Annotated in this window: 14 protein-coding genes; 8 read left to right on the top strand and 6 right to left on the bottom strand. The window is 72.2% G+C overall.

Features of this window, described 5'->3' with window-relative positions:
- Position 1: 1 nt before the first annotated feature.
- On the top strand, positions 2–559 hold the full coding sequence (locus V7E45_RS02385; protein WP_333772356.1) for a GNAT family N-acetyltransferase: 558 nt from the start codon (positions 2–4) through the stop codon (positions 557–559).
- A 96-nt stretch (positions 560–655) separates the two neighbouring features.
- On the opposite strand, the gene V7E45_RS02380 is transcribed toward V7E45_RS02385, so the two are convergent.
- Complete coding sequence (locus V7E45_RS02380; protein ID WP_333772355.1) at positions 656–1,930, bottom strand: cytochrome P450; 1,275 nt, start codon at positions 1,928–1,930, stop codon at positions 656–658.
- 918 nt (positions 1,931–2,848) lie between these two features.
- Between V7E45_RS02380 and V7E45_RS02375 the strand changes: the two genes are divergently transcribed.
- Positions 2,849–4,951: a hypothetical protein gene (locus V7E45_RS02375; RefSeq protein WP_443055908.1), complete on the top strand. Its 2,103-nt coding sequence runs from the start codon at positions 2,849–2,851 to the stop codon at positions 4,949–4,951.
- A gap of 110 nt (positions 4,952–5,061) precedes the next feature.
- On the opposite strand, the gene ku (V7E45_RS02370) is transcribed toward V7E45_RS02375, so the two are convergent.
- From ku (V7E45_RS02370) to ku (V7E45_RS02360), 3 genes are all read right to left on the bottom strand, one after another.
- On the bottom strand, positions 5,062–6,045 hold the full coding sequence (ku, locus tag V7E45_RS02370) for a non-homologous end joining protein Ku (protein WP_333772353.1): 984 nt from the start codon (positions 6,043–6,045) through the stop codon (positions 5,062–5,064).
- Between the two features lie 173 nt (positions 6,046–6,218).
- Positions 6,219–7,304 (bottom strand): hypothetical protein, encoded by a 1,086-nt coding sequence (locus V7E45_RS02365; RefSeq protein ID WP_333772352.1) that lies wholly within the window; start codon positions 7,302–7,304, stop codon positions 6,219–6,221.
- Between the two features lie 48 nt (positions 7,305–7,352).
- The gene (ku, locus tag V7E45_RS02360; protein WP_333772351.1) at positions 7,353–8,390 is read right to left on the bottom strand and encodes a non-homologous end joining protein Ku; all 1,038 of its coding nucleotides are present in this window, start codon (positions 8,388–8,390) and stop codon (positions 7,353–7,355) included.
- Between the two features lie 80 nt (positions 8,391–8,470).
- Here ku (V7E45_RS02360) and ligD point away from each other — a divergent pair, with 80 nt between their 5' ends.
- Entirely contained in the window at positions 8,471–9,352 is an 882-nt protein-coding gene (gene ligD, locus V7E45_RS02355; protein WP_333772350.1) for a non-homologous end-joining DNA ligase, read from the top strand.
- A 43-nt stretch (positions 9,353–9,395) separates the two neighbouring features.
- Here ligD and V7E45_RS02350 read toward each other — a convergent pair whose 3' ends face one another.
- A complete protein-coding gene (locus V7E45_RS02350; RefSeq protein ID WP_333772349.1) occupies positions 9,396–10,202 on the bottom strand; it encodes a nuclease-related domain-containing protein in 807 nt (268 codons plus the stop codon).
- A 100-nt stretch (positions 10,203–10,302) separates the two neighbouring features.
- On the opposite strand from V7E45_RS02350, the gene V7E45_RS02345 reads away from it, so the two are divergent.
- From V7E45_RS02345 to V7E45_RS02325, 5 genes are all read left to right on the top strand, one after another.
- Entirely contained in the window at positions 10,303–10,809 is a 507-nt protein-coding gene (locus tag V7E45_RS02345) for a protein-tyrosine phosphatase family protein (protein ID WP_333772346.1), read from the top strand.
- 193 nt (positions 10,810–11,002) lie between these two features.
- Complete coding sequence (locus V7E45_RS02340; RefSeq protein ID WP_333772345.1) at positions 11,003–11,803, top strand: hypothetical protein; 801 nt, start codon at positions 11,003–11,005, stop codon at positions 11,801–11,803.
- The gene (locus V7E45_RS02335) at positions 11,800–13,050 is read left to right on the top strand and encodes an ATP-binding protein (protein ID WP_443055907.1); all 1,251 of its coding nucleotides are present in this window, start codon (positions 11,800–11,802) and stop codon (positions 13,048–13,050) included. The genes V7E45_RS02340 and V7E45_RS02335 overlap by 4 nt, the downstream gene beginning before the upstream one ends.
- Before the next feature lie 97 nt (positions 13,051–13,147).
- On the top strand, positions 13,148–14,509 hold the full coding sequence (locus V7E45_RS02330) for an FtsW/RodA/SpoVE family cell cycle protein (RefSeq protein ID WP_333772344.1): 1,362 nt from the start codon (positions 13,148–13,150) through the stop codon (positions 14,507–14,509).
- Positions 14,510–14,532: 23 nt separating this feature from the next.
- On the top strand, positions 14,533–15,990 hold the full coding sequence (locus V7E45_RS02325; RefSeq protein WP_333772400.1) for a penicillin-binding transpeptidase domain-containing protein: 1,458 nt from the start codon (positions 14,533–14,535) through the stop codon (positions 15,988–15,990).
- A gap of 36 nt (positions 15,991–16,026) precedes the next feature.
- Here the strand turns inward: V7E45_RS02325 and V7E45_RS02320 are convergent.
- Positions 16,027–16,733, bottom strand: a 707-nt coding sequence (locus tag V7E45_RS02320) for a hypothetical protein (protein WP_333772343.1), incomplete at its 5' end; no start/stop codon positions are given.

The following is a 16,733-nucleotide window of genomic DNA, read 5'->3' as shown; positions in this document are numbered from 1 at the left end:
CATGGCATCGTCCTGGACCGGTAATCGGGTACGCCTGCGTGCTGTCGAGCCCGACGACTGGCCGGCGTTCGCGCGTTTCGCCGACGATGACGGGCCGCGAGGGGGCCGGCTGGATCTGCCGAGGTCTGCCGAGAGCTACCGTGCCTGGGCGAAGGAGCAGGCCGTTGCCGAGTGCGAGGACGACCGCTTCCGGTTGGCGGTCGAAGCGACGGCCACGGGAGAGCTGGTCGGTACAGTCGGCTCCCATCGCACCGGCCCTCGCTCAGGCTGGTTCGAGTTCGATATCACCATCAGCGCCGGCCACCGGCGCCAGGGCTACGCGACGGAAGCCGTGGTGCTGCTGCTGCGCTTCATGTTCGCCGAGCGGCGCTATCACAAATGCCTGGCGGCGGTTTTGGCCCACAACGAGGCATCACTGGCACTTTTCCGTGGGCTCGGCTTCACCGAGGAGGGGCGCTTGCGGGAACACGTATTCCTCGCCGGCAGGCACCACGACCTCGTCATGATGGGCATGCTCGTCAACGAGTTCGACCGGCGACACACGATGAGCGAACCATGAGCCGGTGATCCGAGCGCGTGTGGAACGGCACTCGGACTTGATCGACGTTCGTTGTTCGCGGGTGGAGGCGGCCAGCCACCGAAAGCAGGACTGCCCTCAGCCACGCAAAGTGGCACGCAGGTGCAGGCCGACGGTTGCGAGACCTTCGAAGGTGGTGACCCGGTAGCCGGGTTCCGCGCCGGGCGGCTCGCTCAAGTGGTAGCGGCGGGCTGTCTGCGCGGTCATGAGCGTGAGCATGGCCATGGCCAGAGCGGCTCCCTCGCAGCCGTGCGGCCCGGTACCAAAGCCGAGGAAGACCCCGGGCTTCGCCGACGAGCCCGAATCGTCGAGCCAGCGTTCGGGCCGGAACCGGTCCGGTTCGGGGTGTTCCCGTGCATCGCGGTGGGCGGTGTAGGGGCAGACGAGAACGGTGGATCCGGCGTCGACGGTGTAGTGGGCGAGCTGAGTCTGTCGCGGGGCGCGCCGGGTGAGCAGCCAGCTCGGGGGGTGCAGCCGGAGCACTTCGCGCACCACCGCCTGGGTGTACTGCAGGTTGTCGAGGTGAGTGCTGGTCGTCGTGGCCGGGTCGGCGGGCAGCAGAGCGGCTTCGGCCGCGACGCGGTCCGCGGCCTGGGCGTATCGGGCCAGGTGGAGCAGGATCCATCCGGCTGCCCGGGAGGGTGTCTCGAAGGTGGCGACGGTGATTCCGGGAAGGGTGTCGAGGATGACTTCTTCCGACAGCGGACCGTAGCGGGCGGAGGGCCGGAGCATCTGTCCCAGCACGTCGTCACCGAGCCGGCCCGACGAACGGCGCCGGCGGACGATGGACCGGACAGCGTTGGTGAAGGCGACTTGCCGCCGTGTGCGGAACCGCCGTGCCGGTGTGGGGACCCAGCGCGGCCACACCCAGCGCGAGGGGCGTACGAGCACCTCCCGGGCCACGAAGAGCTGCCAGGCGAAGGGCAGCAGGGCGGGAGCGTCTTCGGAGAACAGGTAGCGCACACCGATCTCCGCCAGGACGGGCCGGACCAGGGGCAGAATCTCGACCACACGGCCCGTGGGCCACTGATCGGCGAACCGAGCGGTCCCGGGCGCGATCTCACCGATCCGGGCCGCAACCGCCTGCGGGCGCAGTCCGCGCATGCGGGCGGCGCGAGCGTGCGCCCGTTCCTCGGGCATCGGCACTCCGCCGGCCCGCTTCAACGGCGGGAAGAGGGGCGAGGACGGCTTGGGGAAGTCCTGCGCGCGACGCAGGACCGCTTCACACACCTCGGCCGTAGCGGCTACGTAGACACCCGGCTCCAGTTGCCAGACGTCCCCGCACTCGGCAGCGCCACGGCGCGCCAGTGCCAGCCGGTCACGACTCCAGGCCGCGAAGCTGCCTCCGGGCAACCGCGGCGGCTCATTCACTCGGCCCACGGGATCGCCCCTGACTTCTCGTACCACTCAGGCCGATATCGTCCGCAGCGTGGCCAGGAGCCGGCGGGAACCGGAGGCGCCCGCCGACCGTGTGATCACACCCTGTCGTCGCCGGTGTGCGTGCCCCAGTCGTGGGCACCGTACGCACCGTAGTTGCGGGTGAAAGACAACTTGGCGAGCAGCTTGGCGATCATGAGGCACTCCTCTCGCTTGCCTTCAGCACCATGTGCCGTACGTTCATTTTCGCACATAGCACATGGCTACAAGGCGCGTGCTCGCGGGCCGGGTCCGCAGCCGACGTCGCCCCGTTGCCGGCGGTCAATGCCGCCCCCTGGCCGCCAGGTGTGGCGGCGCCGGGCACCTCAAGACCTGCGGCACCAACGCCCCGAAGGAACGGAACGGCTTTCGCGCGAACCGGTCACCTCGCACCTCGGTGAGGCGGCGCATCCTTTCCCGTCCGAGTCCGCGCCTGCGGCCTTCCCTCTCTGCTGATCGTCTGGGTGCCATGGCAGCGAGGAAGAGCCGGCGGACAGGAGTCGTCACGGGCCGTCGCTTCCCCTGGCCGCTCCAGCCGGCCTCACTCGTCCTCCTCCACCTGTTCGTTCCTCGTCAATCTCGTTGTCACGATCCAGCCTTCGACAGAAGGTGTAAATCATCCCGCAATCTGACAATCTCCCCATCGTCCCCATCGACGTGTCATGTCCCGGTCGGTACAGTCGTCATCGGTGCGGCTGATACAGGGCGGTGTGACGTCCCGCTCCCGCCCTCCCTCTGCCGAAGATGGCGCCGCGCAGGTAAAGTCCCACCACTAACTTCAAGAAAAGAACATCCGTACGTATCGGCTTCCGGGCTCGGCCTTGATCGGGCCAGTCAGCAAGCCCGTGCCCGGGGATGTCGAGTTGCCTGGAGCCCGCGAAGTTGTCAGCATCGCCCTTGTCCGCTCGGTTGCGTACCGCCGCGGCACGTCTCCTTCTCCCCACGGTGCTCGCCCTGTCGTTCGCCGGTCTGGCTGCCGGGGCCTTCCTCCCGAGCGTCCCACTGCTCATGGCGTCCTTCGCCGTCGGGCTCGTGGCCGACATAGCCCTGCACCGGTGGCAGCGCGGCCTCGCCAGCAGTATCGGCAAGCTGCACGCCACCGTGACCGTGCGTCAGGTCATCCGTGACCTGCTGATGGTGGCCGGCCTGCTCCGGCTCGAGGAGCAGGACTACGAGACGCGCTACCTGGCCCTCGTCTGCGGCCTGCTCGTCTTCTACGGTCTGCACTTCGCCTGCCAGGCGCTGGCGATAGTCGTGCGCCGTACCCGCACCCTTCCGGTGCTGACCCGCAACGTCGACGCCTCGGCCCTGCGGCTGAGCCCCGCTCCCCCGGCGCTGGTCATGCAGCGTGCCGGACAGCGGCTGCTCATGTTCGGTCTGCCCTCGACGGTCGGCCTGCTGGCCGCCGCCGCGACCGGCTCGGCCCGGCTGGCCGCCGCCGGCATCGCCCTGTCCGCCGTCCTTGCGGCCGTGGCCGTCGTCATGCTGCTGGTACGGCTGCTGCCGTCCCGCCGGCCCGCAACGAGCGAAGAGACGCTGGAGTGGTTCGAGTCCTGGCTCGCCGAGTACCAGCCGACCGTCGGCATGTACTTCTCCGGCGGCACCAGCTCCGCCTACCAGGCCAACATGTGGCTGGAGCCGCTGGCCCGTCTCGAGGGCCGTCCGCTGATCGTGCTGCGCGAGCGCTTCATGGTGAAGCGGATCGCCTCCACCGACATCCCGATCGTCTGCCTGCCGAAGGTCGCCGACCTGATGCGCCTGGAGCAGTCCACGCTCAAGATGCTGATCCACCCGTCGAACTCGGGCAAGACCTCGCAGGTCCTGCGGATCCCCACGATCAAGCACGCCTTCGTCAACCACGGCGAGAGCGACAAGCTGTCCAGCTGCAACCCGTACGCCAAGGCCTACGACGAGGTCTGGGTGGCCGGTCCCGCGGCGCGCGAGCGGTACGCCCTCGCCAACGTCGGCGTCGACAACCGCGACGTCGTGGAGATCGGGCGCCCGCAGCTCCACGCCATCGAGCCGTACGCCGGTGCGCCCACGGGCGAGTACACCACCGTCCTCTACGCCCCCACTTGGGAGGGCTGGGACGGCAACCCCGGCAACACCTCCGTCGTCGAGGCCGGCGAGAACATCGTCCGCGCCCTCCTCGCCGACCCCAAGGTCCGGCTGCTGTACAAGCCGCACCCGCTGACCGGCTCGGTCGACCCCCGTGCGGGCGCCGCGAACGTCCGCATCCAGGACATGATCCGCGCCGCGAACACCGCCCGTGCCGCGCAGCACGCCCAGGAGCGGCCCGCGCCCACCGCCGCCGCAGACCTGGCCGCCCGCACCGCCGAGCTCGGCCGGCTGACCTCGTCCTCCTACCGGGCGGGCGCCGACGACGCGGAGCGGATGCTGCTCCAGTCCGCCCCGGAGCCGGGCCGTGCCGACGCCGTGGCCGCCGCGACCGCCGCCTGGGAGGCCGCCTACTGGGCCTCGTTCCCCGTGTGGGAGCACCAGATCGTCGTCGGGGCCGGTCCCACCGTCTACGCCTGCTTCAACGTGGCCGACCTGCTGATCAGCGACGTCTCCAGCGTGATCTCGGACTACCTGGCGAGCGAGAAGCCCTACGCCGTCGCCAACACCAGCGGTCTTCCCGAGCGTGACTTCCGGGAGACCTTCCCGACGGTCCGCGCGGGTGCCGTCCTCACGCCGGACGCCTCCGGGGTGCCGGCCCTGCTGGAGTCCGTGCGCCACCCGGAGAAGGACACCTACGCCGCGGACCGCACCGAGCTCAAGCTGCACCTGCTGGGCCCGTCCGACCCGCCGTCCGTCGTCCGCTTCAACGACGCGTCCCGCGCGCTGTGCGCCAAGGCCGACGAGCACCGGGCGGGCATGGCCGTGCGCACCCTCCCGGTCATCCCGACGCAGCGTGACAACGAGGCCGTGCTCGACAGCGATCGCGTCAAGGGCTGACCGCCGGCTGTCCGCCGCCTGCGCAAGCGTTCCGGCCCACGGCCGCCGTACCGTCCCGGTGCGGCGGCCGTGGTGCTTCCGCCTCACGGGCTGTGGGGCGGCCGTGCCCCTCAGGCGCTTCTCGGCTTCCGGGGCGCCGTCTTCTTCGCCGTCGTCGGCTGCTTCCCCGCCGTCGCCGCCTTCTTCTGCGTCGTCTTCTTGGACGCCGTCCTCTTCGCGGCCGGCTCCTTCTTCGCCGCCGGCTCCTTCTTCGCCGTCGTCTTTCTCTTCGGCCGCGGCAGCTCGTGCACCTCGGCCGGTTCCCGCCGCTCGCCGCGGGACGCCCTGGCCTGCTGGACGGAGGCGTTCAGCGCGGCCATGAGGTCGAGCACCTGGGCGGGCTGCTCCGGCTCGGGCGCCTCCGGGAGCGGCTTCTCCTCGCGTTTCGCCTCGATGATCTGTGCGAGGGCCTCGGTGTACTGGTCCTGGAACTCGGGCCCTTCCAGGGAGTCGGTGGTCATGGTGTCCATGAGGGCGAGCGCGCCCTCGATCTCCTCGTCGGTCACCTCGACCGGGGGCGGGAGCAGTTCGGCGGGATCGCGGACCTCGTCCGGCCAGCGCATCGCGTGCAGCACCAGGACGTCGTCGCGCACGCGCAGCAGGCCGAGCCGTTCCCGGCCGCTCCACGCGTACTTCGCGACGGCCACCTTGCTGGAGCGGCCGAGGGCCTGGACGAGCAGCTTGTACGGCTTGGCGGCGACCTGGCCGGCCGGCTGGAGGTAGTAGCCCTCGGCGATCCTGATCGGGTCGATCGACGCCAGCGGTACGAACGCGTCGATCTCGATCGCCTTCGCGGTGGGCAGCGGCAGGTTGCTCAGGTCCTCGTCCGTGATGGGGATGACCTGTGTCTTCGTCAGCTCGTAGCCCTTGCCGATCTCGTCCTGCGCGACCTCGCGGCCCTCCAGCTCGCACACCTTGCGATACCGCACGCGGCCCATGTCCTCCAGGTGGTACTGGTGGAAGTGGATGCTGTGGTCCTCGGTCGCGCCGACCACGTGGATCGGCACGGTGACCAGGCCGAACGAAATGGCTCCTGACCAGATGGTCCGGGGCATGGCAGACCTCCGCTGCAGACCTCCGCTGTCGCCCCGAGCACCCTCAGGCTACGTAAGTCTCCCTGGGCACGCAGGCCACGTACGCCCGGCCGGGGGGCCTCCGGCGGACAGGCGGGCAGGTGGGCAGGCGGACACTCGGGAACGCAGGGAACGCAGGGAACGGGCGGCGCCCGTCAGCGGGCGGTCGGCCCCTGCAGCGACTCCTCGTCGTCGTGTGCCGCGTACGGGTGTACGAAGCCGGCGTCCCCGTCGTCGTCGAAGGGGGTGAACCAGTCCTCGACTCCCAGCGGTGCCTGGTCCGTGGCATCGGCGTCGGGGTCGGCGCCGAGGCCCTCCGCGCACGTCTCCAGGGCCGTGGCGACCTCGTCGGTGAGGAGGTCGTAGAGGTCGGCCGTCACCTCGGCCTGGGTGATCAGCAGGCGCAGCAGGATCTCCTCGGCCACACAGGACGGGCGCACCGGGCGGGGCTGGGCGAGGCGGCCCGTCAGGGTCACGGCGGTGACGGTGAGGCGGCGGGCGAACAGGACGGTGTACTCGTCGGCGAACTGCGGGGGCAGGTCGTCCAGGAGCATGAAGGCGGCGTCGCTCTCCGCCACCGTGGGCCCGTCCTCCTCCAGGGCGGCGAGGTCGGTGAAGAGTTCGTCCACCAGCAGGTCGATGGCGAACACCAGGGCGCCGGCCGCGATCTCGGCGGCTTCCCGGCCCACCGTCCGCTCCTCGGGGTCGTCGCCGTGCCCGAAGGCGTCCAGGGGGACGGCCGCCAGGGTGGGCGCCAAGGCGCGGAGCCGGGCGCGCATGGCCTCGACCTCGCCGGGGTGGAGCCGGTCGGGACCGGTCGCGGTGTCGGCCGCCGCGTGGCGCCGCGCGCGTTCCGCCGGGTCGGCCGGCGGTGCGTCGGGGCCGTCGGCCGCGTCGAGGCTCTCCTGGAGGAGTTCGGAGTTCAGCTCCACCCCGCAGCGGGTGATCTGCCAGTCGGCGAGTGCCTCCGTCCGCTCCAGGAGTTCCGAGACGACCTCCCGGGCGGCGTCCTCGGCGAACTCCAGTGCCGGTGCGTCCACGAAGATCCTGAGCAGGGCTCCCGAGGGACCTGCGGCGATGAGGTCGTCCAGCAGTTCGATCTCCATGCCGTCGGGTCCCTCGATCGCTTCGAGTGAGTCGAACCCCTTCCGCAGCAAGAAGATGACGCCCTCGCGCTGGAGCGCGTCGAGTTCCGGGGCCCCCTTGGGGTGGGCCATGGCCACGGTCACCACGTAAGTCACGCCTTCATCGTGCCCGAGTCCTCCCGTCCCGGGGGAGGGAAGGCGGTTTCAGGCCGGGGTCTTGCGCGGCGCCGCCTTCTTCGCCGGGGGCTTGCGTCCGCTCTTCCGCTCTTCCTTCTGGGCGGCGGTCCTCTGCGCGGACCCCTGCGCCGTCTTCCCCGCCGGAGGCTTCCGCTCCGCGGCTTTCTTCCCCGTGGCCTTCTTCTCCGGGGTCTTCTCCTCCCCAGTCCCCTTCTCCCCGGTCTTCTTCTCCGGGGCTCTCTTCTCGGGGGCCTTCGCCGCGGCCCTCTTCTCCGGTGCCCTGCCGTCGCCGCGGGACGCCCGGGCCGCGCGCACGCTGTTCTCCAGGGCCGCCATCAGGTCCAGCACCTTGCCGCCGGTGTCGGGCTCGGGGGTCTCGGGCAGGGCCTCGCCGGCCGCCTTGGCCGCGATGACCTCTTCGAGCGCCGCGCGGTAGTCGTCGTGCAGGTCGTCGAGGTCGACGTCGCCGAGGGTGTCCATGAGGGCGTCCGCGAGGTCGAGTTCTTTGGCGCGGACGGTGACCTTCTCGTCCGGGGCCACGCCCTCGGGGGCGCGCACCTCGTCCGGCCACAGCAGGCCGTGCATCGTGAGCGCGTCGCCGACCACGCGCAGCATGCCGAGGCGCTCACGGCCGCGCAGCGCGTACTTGGCGACGGCGACCTTGTTCCCGCGCTTGAGGGCCTCGCGCAGCAGCGTGTACGGCTTGGCGGCGGGGGCCGCGCCGACGGCCAGGTAGTAGGCCGTGCCCATCTGGAGCGGGTCGATCCGGTCGGCCGGCACGAAGGCGACGATCTCGATGGTGCGGGTGGTCGGGATCGGGAGGTGGGCGAGGTCCTCGTCGGTGATCGGGATGACGGTGCCGTCCGCGTCCTCGTACCCCTTGCCGATCTCCGCCGTGCTCACCTCGCGGTCGTCGAGCTCGCACACCTTGCGGTAGCGGATGCGGCCGTTGTCCTCGGCGTGGATCTGGCGGAAGGAGACCGAGTGGCTCTCGGTGGCGTTCACCAGCTTGACCGGGATGCTGACGAGACCGAAGGAGATGGCGCCGTTCCAGATGGATCGCACGGGCAGCAGCCTTCCTTTCCGGTCTCCGGCATCGCTCGGTCTCTGGTGTTACGGGAGCCGATGTCTGGGATTGTCATCTTATGACGCCTATCACAGAGGTGGACGGGCGACGGGTCGCGCTCAGCAACCTGGAGAAGGTGCTGTATCCGGAGACGGGCTTCACCAAGGGTGAGCTGGTGCACTACTACGCGACCACCGCCGCCGTGCTGCTGCCGCATCTGCGCGACCGCGCGATGTCCTTCCTGCGCTTTCCCGACGGGCCGGACGGGCAGCGGTTCTTCGCCAAGAACGTGCCGCCGGGTACGCCCGAGTGGGTCACCACCGCCGAGGTCCCCCGGTCGGAGGGGCCGGCCAGGATGGTGGTCGTGCAGGACCTGGCGAGCCTGGTCTGGGCGGCGAACATGGTGACCGAGTTCCACACGCACCAGTGGCTGGTGCAGTCACCTGAGGAGGCCGACCGGCTGGTGTTCGACCTGGACCCGGGGCCGCCGGCGACGATCGTCCACTGCTGCGAGGTCGCCCTGTGGCTGCGGGAGCGGCTGGCCGCGGACGGGATCGAGGCGTACGCCAAGACGGCCGGGTCCAAGGGGCTGCACCTGCTGGCGGCCGTGCGCGGGGCGTCGTCCGAGCGGACGAGCGAGTACGCGAAGCAGCTCGCGGTGGAGGCCGAGCGGGCGATGCCCCGGCTGGTGGTGCACCGGATGACGAAGAGTCTCAGGCCGGGGAAGGTGTTCGTCGACTGGAGCCAGAACGCGGCGCGCAAGACGACGGCGGCGCCGTACACGCTGCGGGCCCGGGCGGCTCCGCTGGTGTCGGCGCCGGTGCGGTGGGAGGAGGTCGAGGGGTGCCGGGAGCCGGGGATGCTGGAGTTCCTGGCCGGGGACATCGCGCCCCGGGTGCGGGATCACGGGGACCTGCTGGCTCCGCTGCTGGACGCGGGGCGTTCGGCGCCGTTGCCCTGAGGCGGGCACCCGTGGCACCGGTGGCCGCGGCGGCCCGCGCCGCTCACAGCCTCTCCCAGGTCCTGCGGTCCCGGGCCATCGCGTGCAGCGCCTCCACGTCCGCCGGTTTCAGGACTCCGCCCAGGCGCGCCAGGGCGGGCAGTTCGGGGTCCTGGAGGATGCGTACGCCCCGGGGCGGGAGGGTGGTCGTCACGTCGGACGGCGGGCCGACGAGGGCCAGCACCGGGTGGACCTCCGCGGTCAGGGCGTAGGTGGCGCGGTCGGCGTCGGCGCGCAGGCGGCGCAGCAGCGGCATGGCCTCGCGGCGGCCTACGGTGACCATGGGGTCGGCGACCCGGACCCGCCGCCCGCGGGTGTACAGGGCATGGACGGCGAACAGGCCGCCGGGGCCGATGAGCAGGTGGTGGAGGCGGTCGCCGCCGGGCAGCGGGACGGAGTGCAGGGTGTGCCAGCCGGCTCCCTCCAGGCGGTCGAGGGCCTCGCCGGCCGTCTGCTCGGCGGTGAGAGCGCGCCGGCGCGGGTCGGGGCGGAGCCGGTGGGTGGGGCCGGGGTCGCGTTCGAGGGTGACGAGCAGGGCCTCGCCCGGGCGGTTGGGCGCGAGGTCGTCGTCCGGGTGCAGGGACAGCCGGGCCAGTTCCGCCGGTGTGGGCACGGGGGGCGGGCCCACGGTGACCGGGCCGGCCAGGAAGGGCTTGAGGGCCGCGAGCACGTCGTCCCGGCGGTCCTCGCCGATCAGGTTCACGCGGCCGGTCTCCCGGTCGTACCAGGCGACGTTCTCCCCGTCCTGGCCGCAGACGTACAGCCTCTCCCGGCCGTGCCGCCAGGTCGGCACCACGCGCAGTCGGCTCATGAGCCATCACCCCTCGACCATGGGAACAGGCGGGGTGCTCCCTCGGCAAGAACCCGGTTACCTTGGAGGCAGCCCGGTGTGGGGACTTGGGGAGGCGCCCTTGCGGACCCGCGGAGAGCAGCCCGGCGTACCTGCTCCGGACAGCCCGTGGAACGAGATCGAACCCGGCCTGTGGATGGGCGGGCACGAGTTCCGGGGCCGTGCGGGAGGGCTGGAGTACGCCGTCGTGCGTGATCAGTTCGACGTGGTGCAGAGCCTGCTGCGGCTGCCGGGGCACGGGCCGGGGCCCGGGACCGAGCACCACGTGTGGCCGATACCGGACGGGCCGCTGGACGGGACCCAGCTGGCGGGGGTGATGCGACTGGCCCGGGCGGCGCAGGAGGCGCTAGACGCGGGGCGTTCGGTGCTGGTGCGCTGCTACCACGGGTACAACCGATCGGGCCTCGTGGTGGCGCACACGCTGGTGCGGCGGGGCCGGACGGCCGAGGAGGCGATCGCACTGATCCGCGCCAGGCGCTCCCCGTGGGCCCTGCACAACCAACTGTTCGTGGAGTACCTGAGGGCGGGACTGGCCACCGCCCGACTGCTGGAGGAACTGGCCGAGTAGCCTCTCCCCAGCACCGATCCGGGTGCGCAAAAGGGACTTCCGTACGAATAAGGTGTACGCGATCCCTGATCGCCCCGAGTCGTGTCCGAACTCTGCCCGAGCCCCGTCCAAGGCCTGTCCAAGTCCTGCCCCAGTCCTGTCCGAGCCCCCGTGACCGTCGCCCGCAGCCAGCCTGCGCAGCCCCAGGAGCACCGTGTCAGCCCGTCGTCCCGTGCGCACCGCCGTCGTCGCGGCCGCTGTCGTCCTGCTGTCGGTGACGGCCGCCGCCTGTGGGGACGCGGGCGGTCTCGAAGGCGCCGGGACGACCCCGACCGCGGTGCGCCCGGCGCGGCTGTGGCCCGATCTGCGGCCGGCGTCCAGTCCGGCGTACGCGTACGACGAGGGCAGCACGGAGACCGTCAAGAAAGTCGCGGTGCCGGGTGACGACATCCGGAAGGTCGACCCGGTGGACGTCGTGCGGGCCGAGTTCGCCGCGCATCCGTCGGACTACGGGTCGAAGGGGGCGTACCACGCGACGGTGGACCGGATGAAGGAGTGCGCGCCGGGCGGGAACCGGGCGCGCTGCCCGCTGCTGAAGGCGTACTACCGGGATCTGACCGGGGACGGCCGGGCCGACATGACGCTCGGCTTCCGGCTGTACCCGACCAACCAGACGGCGGTGCGGGTGTACGCGGTGGAGAAGCACCGGCTGGTGCAGGTGCTCGCCGACAACGACGCGATCCTCGGGGTCGAGCTGGCGGGGCGGGCGGTGATCGTCCGCTCCGCGGCGGGGATCTCGGGGTACGAGTACCGCACCACCTGGACCTGGGACCCGGAGCGGCGCGCGATGGTGTTCTCCCGGGACGAGTTCCTGCGCACCGGCCGGGGCCGGCACAGCCACGCGCCGTCCCCGTCGGCCACGCCGGGTGCCTCTCCCCCGGCGTCGGCCACCGACGGTGCCTCTCCCGCGGCGTCGGCCAGGGCAGGCGTCTCCCCCTCGGCGAGCACCCGGTGAGGCTCGCGCTGCCCCGGTGGGCGGGGACGCTCGCGGTGAAGACGGCCGCGTTCATCACGGTGATGTGCTGTGCGCTGGCCGCGCTGCTCGGGGTGCTGGTGCACGTGTCGGTGACCGACCAGACCGTCGGCCAGGCCCGGGACCTGGCGCTGTCCCGGCTGCAGGACGCCACGCAGGCGTACGAGGCGGGGGACGCGCTGCCGCCGGGTGCCGGGGTGGACTCCCGGGGGCTGCCGGCGCGCCTGCGGACGCTGGCGCTGACCGGGGCGCGGGGCACGATGGTGACCTCGGACCAGGGGCGGCCGATCATGTGGGCGGCGGGGCCGGCCGACGGGCACCGGGCGCTGGCGGTGGAGGTCGACTACGCGCAGCAGTCCCGCACGATCGCCGGGCTCGACCGGTCGATCCTGTGGTCCTCGGCACTGGCGATCGGGGCGACGGTACTGGTCGGCGCGTTCGCGGTGACCCGGGTGACGCGACGGCTGCACGGCACGGCGCGGGTGGCCCGGCGGATCAGCGCGGGCGATCTGGACGCGCGGGTGAACGATCCGCGGGCGAAGGACCCGACGCGTCCGCAGGACGAGGTGGCGGTGGTGGCGGCCGCGCTGGACTCGATGGCCGCGTCGCTGCAGGGCAAGCTGCTGAGCGAGCAGCGGTTCACCGCGGACGTGGCGCACGAGCTGCGCACACCGCTGACCGGGCTGCACGCGGCGGCCGAGCTGCTGCCGCCGGGACGGCCGACCGAGCTGGTCCGGGACCGGGTTGCGGCGCTGCGGACGCTCACCGAGGACCTGCTGGAGATCTCCCGTCTGGACACCGGACGGGAGCGGCTCGAGGCGGACACCGAGGAGCTGGGCGCGCTCGTGGGCCGGGTGGTGCGGGCCTCGGGGACGGACACCGAGGTGCGGGTGGTGCGGGACGTCCGGGTGGAGACCGACCGGCGGCGGCTGGAGCGGGTGCTGGGCAACCTGGTGGCCAACGCGCACAAGCACGGGGGCCCGCCGGTGGTGCTGACCGTGGACGGGCCCGTGGTGACCGTGCGGGACCACGGCGGCGGGTATCCGCGGTACCTGCTGGCGCACGGACCGCAGCGGTTCCGCACCGAGGGCGGGGCCAAGGGACACGGGCTGGGCCTGACCATCGCGGTCGGGCAGGCCGAGGTGCTGGGTGCGCGGCTGACGTTCGCCAACGCGGTGGACGGCGGCGCCGTCGCCGTACTGACGCTGCCGGGGGCCGGGGGCGCGTAGCGGGGCTCAGCGCCCCGGGCCCGTCGCCCGTGGCGGTGCTCCGTGCTTCCCGGGGCGCCTGTCCGGTCGGGCTGCGGCATTTCGGTAGGTTCCGGACATGACCAAGGCCGGAACCGCCGTGGCGGCACCTCGGGAACGTGCCCGCGCCGTGCGCCTGCCCCGGCGCCGTGGCGTCGAGCTCGCCCTGATCGTGCTGGCCGTGCTGCTGTCGGTGTACGGCTACTGCGCGGTGGGGCTGGCGCGCAGCGGTACGGTGCCGCCCGGGGCCGCCGGCTACGGTGCCGGGCTCGGGGTGCTCGCCCTGTTCGCCCATGTCGCGGTCCGCGTCCGGGCGCCGTACGCCGATCCGCTGCCGCTGCCGATCGGGGTGCTGCTCAACGGTCTCGGACTGGTGCTGATCTACCGGCTGGACCTGGAGACCCCGGGCGACCGGGCGGCCCCCACCCAGCTGGTGTGGTCGACGCTGGGGGTGGCCCTGTTCATCGCCGTGGTCCTGGTGCTGCGCGACCACCGGGTGCTCCAGCGCTACTCGTACGTGTGCGTGGTCGCGGCCCTGGCGCTGCTGCTGCTCCCGATCCTGTTCCCGGCGGTCAACGGTGCCCGCATCTGGATCCGGATCGCCGGATTCTCCATCCAGCCGGGCGAGTTCGCGAAGGTGCTGCTGGCGGTGTTCTTCGCCGCCTACCTGGCGGCCAACCGCAACGCGCTCGCCTACACGGGCCGCAGGCTGTGGCGGATCCAGTTCCCCACCGGCCGGGTGCTCGGCCCGATCGTGACGATCTGGCTGCTGAGCGTCGGGGTGCTGGTGCTGGAACGGGACCTGGGCACCTCGCTGCTGTTCTTCGGCCAGTTCGTCGTGCTGCTGTACGTCGCCACCGGCCGGACCGGCTGGATCGCGGTGGGGCTGCTGCTCGCGGTGCTCGGCGCGGTGGCCGTGGGCCGGCTTGAGCCGCACGTGAACGGCCGGATCGAGGACTGGCTGCACCCCTTCGCCACCATCGAGGCCGGGCTGGGGCCCAACCAACTCGCCCAGTCCCTGTTCGCGTTCGCCGCGGGCGGGCTGCTCGGCACCGGACTCGGACTCGGGCACTCCATCCTGATCGGCTTCGCCACCAAGTCCGACTTCATCCTGGCGACGGCCGGGGAGGAGCTGGGGCTGGCGGGCCTGTCGGCGATCATCCTGCTCTACGCGCTGCTGGTGGAGCGCGGCTACCGGGCGGGGCTCGCGCTGCGCGAGCCGTTCGGGCGGCTGCTCGCGGTCGGGCTGTCCTCGATCCTGGCGTTGCAGGTGTTCGTGATCGCGGGCGGGGTCACCGGCCTGATCCCGCTGACCGGCATGGCGATGCCGTTCCTCGCCCAGGGCGGCTCCTCGGTCGTCACCAACTGGGCGATCGTGGCGCTGCTGATCCGGGTGAGCGACTCGGCGCGCAGCCAGTACGACGGGCAGGAGGCCCCGTGACCGAGTACGGCAACGGCCGGCCGATGGCGCGGTACATCCGGCACGCCTGCGCGTTCTGCGTGCTGCTGCTGGTGGCGCTGCTGGTCAACGCGGCCCGGGTGCAGCTGGTCCAGTCGTCCTCCTACGACGCCAACCCGGCCAACCGCCGCCCCACGATCGCCCGTTACCAGCAGCCCCGCGGCGACATCCTGGTGGGCGGCGAGCCGGTCACCGGCTCCACGGACACCGGGGAGCAGCTGCGCTACGAACGCACCTACCGGGACGGCCCGTTGTACGCGCCGGTCACCGGGTTCGCCTCGCAGCTGTACGGCACCACGCTGCTGGAGCACACCGAGGACGGGGTGCTCTCCGGCACCGATCCGATGCTCGCGCCGCTGCCGCTGTGGAACGACGTGACGCGCCGGGCGAGCCCCGGCGGGAACGTGGTGACGACGCTGAACCGGAAGGCGCAGCAGGCGGCGTACCGGGGGCTGCACGGGCGCAAGGGCGCGGTGGCGGCGATCGAGCCGGCCACGGGCCGCATCCTGGCACTGGTGTCGACGCCGTCGTACGACCCGGCCGAGCTGTCGGGCAACAGCGAGGCTGCGGCCTCGGCGTGGGCGCGGCTCAACCACGACCCGGAGAAGCCGATGCTGAACCGGGCGGTGCGGCAGACCTATCCGCCGGGTTCGACGTTCAAGGTGGTCACCGCGGCGGCGGCGCTGGACGCGGGGGTGGTCACGGACCTGGACGCGCGCACCCGCTCCCCCGATCCGTACCGGCTGCCGGGGACCGACACGCGGCTGACCAACGAGGGCGACGGCTGCCGGGACACCACGCTGCGGGACGCCTTCGCGTGGTCGTGCAACACGGTGTTCGCGAAGCTGGGCGTGGACGTGGGGGTGGCGGACATGGCGGCCACCGCCCAGGCGTTCGGTTTCAACGACACCCGGCTGCGGGTCCCGTTCGCCGTGGCGCCGAGCACCTTCGACGCCCGGGTGGACAAGGCGCAGCTTGCGCTGTCCTCGATCGGGCAGTACAACACCCGGGCGACGCCGTTGCAGATGGCGATGGTCGCGGCGGCCGTCGCGGACGACGGGCGGCTGCGGACGCCGTACCTGGTGGAGCGCACCACCCGCCGGGGCGGTGAGACCGTCGCGGGCGGCGGGGTGCGGCCCGAGCGGCAGGTGATGCGCCCGTCGACGGCGGTGCGGCTCAGGGAGCTGATGACCGACGTGGTCCGGGACGGCACCGGGACCAACGCGGCCATCCGCGGTGCCACGGTGGGCGGCAAGACGGGTACGGCGCAGCACGGTCTGGGCAACGCCGGGGTGCCGTACGCCTGGTTCGTGTCCTGGGCGCAGGCCGACGGCGACCTGGAGCCGAAGGTCGCCGTCGCGGTGGTGGTCGAGGACGCCTCGGCGGACCGGGGGGAGATCAGCGGCGGCGGGGACGCGGCGCCGATCGCCAGGGAGGTCATGCGGGCGGTTCTCGGCCTGTGAGCCGAGGCCCTGGGCAGCGCCCCCGGCGGGCGGCGGTCAGCCGATCGGCCGGACCATCTCGGAGCGGACTTCGGCGGTGAGCCGGGCCGCCGCTTCGAGGTCGACGTCGGCGGGGCCGGCGGTCAGGGCGCTGGGGGCGATCTCGCCGACCATGGCGGCCGTGTTGCCGTCGGCCCAGGCGCAGACCGGGTAGGTGGCCTTCAGACCGGAGTGGTTCTCGGTGACGACCTCGCAGCTGATGGTGGTGTCCGTGCCGGACGGGGTGACGTCCTTGGCTTTTTCCACCACGGTCACGCCGTCGGCCTTGCCGGCTCCCTTGAGCATGTTGGCGCGGCCTTCGGCCGTGTTCTGGAAACGGCCGTAGAGGCCGGAGATCACCAGGCTGCCCCTGCCGTCGCTGCCGCCCACGCCGTAGCGGGCCACCACGGAGTCGGTGACCTTGGCGTCCCAGGCGCCGTCGACCTCGTCCTCGATCTTCTGGCCCTCGGTGCTGGAGAGGTCCTGGGTGAGTTCGTACTTCCCGTCCAGCAGGGTCTTCGGCACGGTGAGCTTGTTCTCGGCCGCCGGGAAGTCGTGCTCGACCTTCAGCCCGATCAGGACGAGGCCGACGACGCCGAGCACCAGCAGTCCGACGACTCCGCCCACGATGCCGAGCACCAGGCCCACCCGGCTCTTCTTCGGCGGCGGGCCCATCGGGGGCATGCCCCAGGCGGGGTAGGGCTGCTGGGGGTAGGGCCCGGGAC

It is taken from the genome of Streptomyces sp. IBSBF 3136 (assembly GCF_036815105.1).
Taxonomy (GTDB): Bacteria; Actinomycetota; Actinomycetes; order Streptomycetales; family Streptomycetaceae; genus Streptomyces.
This window is presented reverse-complemented; position numbering and strand designations above follow the sequence as displayed.